Origin of the sequence: Azospirillum isscasi, from assembly GCF_030849505.1 — a bacterium.
Lineage (GTDB): Bacteria > Pseudomonadota > Alphaproteobacteria > Azospirillales > Azospirillaceae > Azospirillum > Azospirillum isscasi.
In genome coordinates, this window is sequence record NZ_JAUJFI010000290.1 from 1 (window position 1) to 3,093 (window position 3,093).

At 70.0% G+C, this 3,093-nt stretch carries 2 protein-coding genes and 1 pseudogene; all 3 read right to left on the reverse strand.

Going from position 1 to position 3,093, the window contains the following annotated elements; genetic code table 11:
- Positions 1-255 precede the first annotated feature (255 nt).
- Entirely contained in the window at positions 256-1,296 is a 1,041-nt protein-coding gene (gene mgrA / locus QSG27_RS28225) for an L-glyceraldehyde 3-phosphate reductase (RefSeq protein WP_306712089.1), read from the reverse strand.
- 139 nt (positions 1,297-1,435) lie between these two features.
- Entirely contained in the window at positions 1,436-2,602 is a 1,167-nt protein-coding gene (locus QSG27_RS28230) for a glutathionylspermidine synthase family protein (RefSeq protein ID WP_306712091.1), read from the reverse strand.
- A gap of 192 nt (positions 2,603-2,794) precedes the next feature.
- A pseudogene (locus QSG27_RS28235) lies at positions 2,795-3,093 on the reverse strand (glycosyltransferase family 9 protein); the annotation flags it as partial.

Here is a 3,093-nt window from a genome sequence, read left to right on the forward strand (position 1 = left end):
CCCTCTTCGTCACTCTCCTCCTCGTCACCTACGTCCCAACCTTCTCCCTCTGGCTCCCACATCTCCTCATGCGCTGAGGCGGTTTCGCAGGGACATGGAAAAGGGCCGCGCCGGTATCCCCGGCGCGGCCCTTTCTGCTTCGTACCGGCAAGTCAATGAATTGACTTGCCGTATCGCGTTCAAACGCCACGCAGGCTTTTTCGTGCCACGAGGCGCGGCGCCCAGCCGTTCGCCGGAATCATCGGAACCGGAAGATCAGCCCGCTTCGGCGTTCGAGGAGTTCTGCCACAGGTTCAGCCCGCCATCGACGGCGTGGCGGTCGATCTCCGCCAGCTCCTCCGGCGAGAAGGCGGTGTTCTTCAGCGCGTCGAGCGAGTTGTCGAGCTGCTCCACGTTGCGGGCGCCGATCAGGGCGGAGGTCACCCGCGGGTCGCGCAGCACCCAGGCGATGGCCATCTGGGCCAGCGTCTGGCCGCGCCGCCCGGCGATGGTGTCCAGGGCGCGGACACGCTCCAGATTCTCCGGCGACAGGAAATGCGCCTTCAGCGTGCCGCCCTTGGCGGCGCGGGCGTCGGTAGGCTGGCCGTTCAGATATTTGGTGGTCAGCATGCCCTGGGCCAGCGGCGAGAAGGCGATGCAGCCGATCCCGGTTTCCTCCAGCGTGTCGAGCAGCCCGCCCTCGATCCAGCGGTTCAGCATCGAATAAGACGGCTGGTGGATCAGGCAGGGCGTGCCGAGATCCTTCAGGATCGCCGCCGCCCGCCGCGTCATCTCCGGCGAGTAGGAGGAAATGCCGGCATAGAGTGCCTTGCCCTGCCGCACGGCGCGGTCGAGCGCGCCCATCGTCTCCTCCAGCGGGGTGCGCGGATCGACGCGGTGCGAGTAGAAGATGTCCACATAGTCCAGCCCCATGCGCTTGAGGCTCTGGTCCAGGCTGGCCGTGAGGTACTTGCGCGAGCCCCAGCTTCCGTAGGGGCCGGGCCACATGTCGTAGCCGGCCTTGGTGGAGACGATCAGCTCGTCGCGGTGGGCCTTGAAGTCGGTCGCCAGGACGCGCCCGAAATTCTCCTCCGCCGAACCCGGCGGCGGGCCGTAGTTGTTGGCGAGGTCGAAATGGGTGACGCCGCGGTCGAAGGCCCGGCGCAGCACGGCGCGCCCCGTCTCGAACACGTCGGTGCCGCCGAAATTCTGCCACAGCCCCAGCGAAATGGCCGGCAGGTCGAGCCCGCTCCGCCCGCAGCGGCGGTAGGTCATGCCGGCGTAGCGGGCCGGATCGGCGCGGTAGAGCGATTGCATCGCGGTCTCCTGGCTGTCTTGCGCGGTGGTCGAACGATTGATCTGATATATTAGATACAAACGGCGGACCATAGGCAAATGCGCAGGCCGGCGGCATCGGGGCGGCAGCCCTTCGACGCCGCTCCCTCCCGGACGCCGCTCATCCCCGGAAGATGTGCGGCACCATCGCCGCGTCGGAGCCGACCCGCGGGTCCGCCGACTCGCGGACCGACATGCCCAGGCATTTGTCGCCGACGATCCAGGCGTGCAGGAGCGCGTGAACGCCCTCCTCCTCGAAGACCGGCGGGGTTTCCAGCCAGACCCGCCCCCCCGGGTAATCGGCGCTTCCGGTGTCGGAGACGATGCGGCCATGGGCCGTCATGCGCTGGGCCGCGTCGTCCAGCCCGAACAGGCTGCGCTCCGTCACCGCGTCGCAGCCGGCCACATCCTCCGCGTCCAGCCCGGCACGGCAGAGGTTGGGGTGGCGCGGGTAGAGCGCCCAGAGCGTCGCCAGCAGCCCGTGGTTCGACATCGGCCAGCACCACAGCGGCGACAGCATGCTCATGCCGCCCATCCGCAGCTTCTGCAGGAAGGCGTCGTCGGCCAGCCCCTGCCAGGGATAGATCTTCGCCAGCCAGGACGCCGTGCGCCCCTCGTCGTCGACGAAGCGCTGGCCGTCCCAGCCCAGGCTCTGCAGCGGCAGCAGGTGCGTGGCGATGCCGGCCTCCGCCGCGGTGGCGGCCAGATAGACCAGCTCGCTCTCGCGCACCGGGTCGGGGGTGGCGCAGGCCAGATGGACCAGCCCGCGGCCCGGCATGCCCGCCGCCAGCTCCTCCCAGCGCTCCACCAGCCCTTCATGCAGGCCGTTGAACTGGTTGGCGTCGGCCATCAGGGCCTCGCGCCAGTTGCGCTGGATGATCGAGGCGGCGAACAGCCCTTCCGGCGTGTCGTAGTTGCAGGCCAGCAGCTTGACCGAATCGCGCCCGTCATAGGCCAGCGTCAGCCGCCCGATCAGCCCGCCCGCCCGCTCGTTCAGCCGGCCCGCGGCCCAATAATCGTTCCAGGAGGACTCCAGAAGCCGCGCCACACCGCCGCGCACCCCCAGCCGGGCCAGCGCCCGCCCGTCCACCGCCGACCGCAGCGCCTCGCGCAGCATGGTGTGCAGCTCGTCCGCGACGCTTTCGATCAGGTCGATCTGATGGGCGGAGAATTCGTACCGCACATCCTCGCGCCAGAAGGCGCCGGCGTTCATGGCGCGGACGCCGTAGGGGTACTTGCGGAGCCCCGGACGCCAATCCGCCCGGGGCTTGATGATCACTCTGCGCATCGTGTGGTTACCGGGCCGCCGGATTCGATCCATGGTTTGCCCGGTCGGGGCGCGGTCCGCGCGGCCGTCCGGGATTCGGTGGAGGCGGATCATTGCGGCGCAACAGCGGCAACACAAGCGCCTTGCGCGCACGTCACCCTGTTTTTCCACGCTTATCCCCCCGGATCCCACAGGCCGGAGGGAGGCGGGCGGTCAGCGGGCCCGCCCGGCCAGCCACGCGGAAATGGCGTTCTCCACCGCATCGGCGGTCGGATCGCCATGCCCCGGACCGGTTCCGACCATCGGCAGCATCGCCGCCACGGCGATGTCCTCCGCCGGGGCGCCGCTGCCGACGAACAGGTCGCAGCGCCGGAGCAGGGCGCACAGACCGTCGAAGGACAGCCGCCCGACCGCGTTCACGCAGGCGGCCCCCGCCTCGCCGGCGATGCGCGCCGCGGCCCCTCCGGCGGCCTCCCCGCCCACCAGGAACAGGGCGGGGCCGCCCCGCGCGG

Excerpts from the sequence above, each read along its gene's own strand:
- QSG27_RS28230 (WP_306712091.1), bottom strand. The coding sequence starts at position 2,602 with ATGCGCAGAGTGATCATCAAGCCCCGGGCGGATTGGCGTCCGGGGCTC.
- mgrA (WP_306712089.1), bottom strand. The coding sequence starts at position 1,296 with ATGCAATCGCTCTACCGCGCCGATCCGGCCCGCTACGCCGGCATGACC.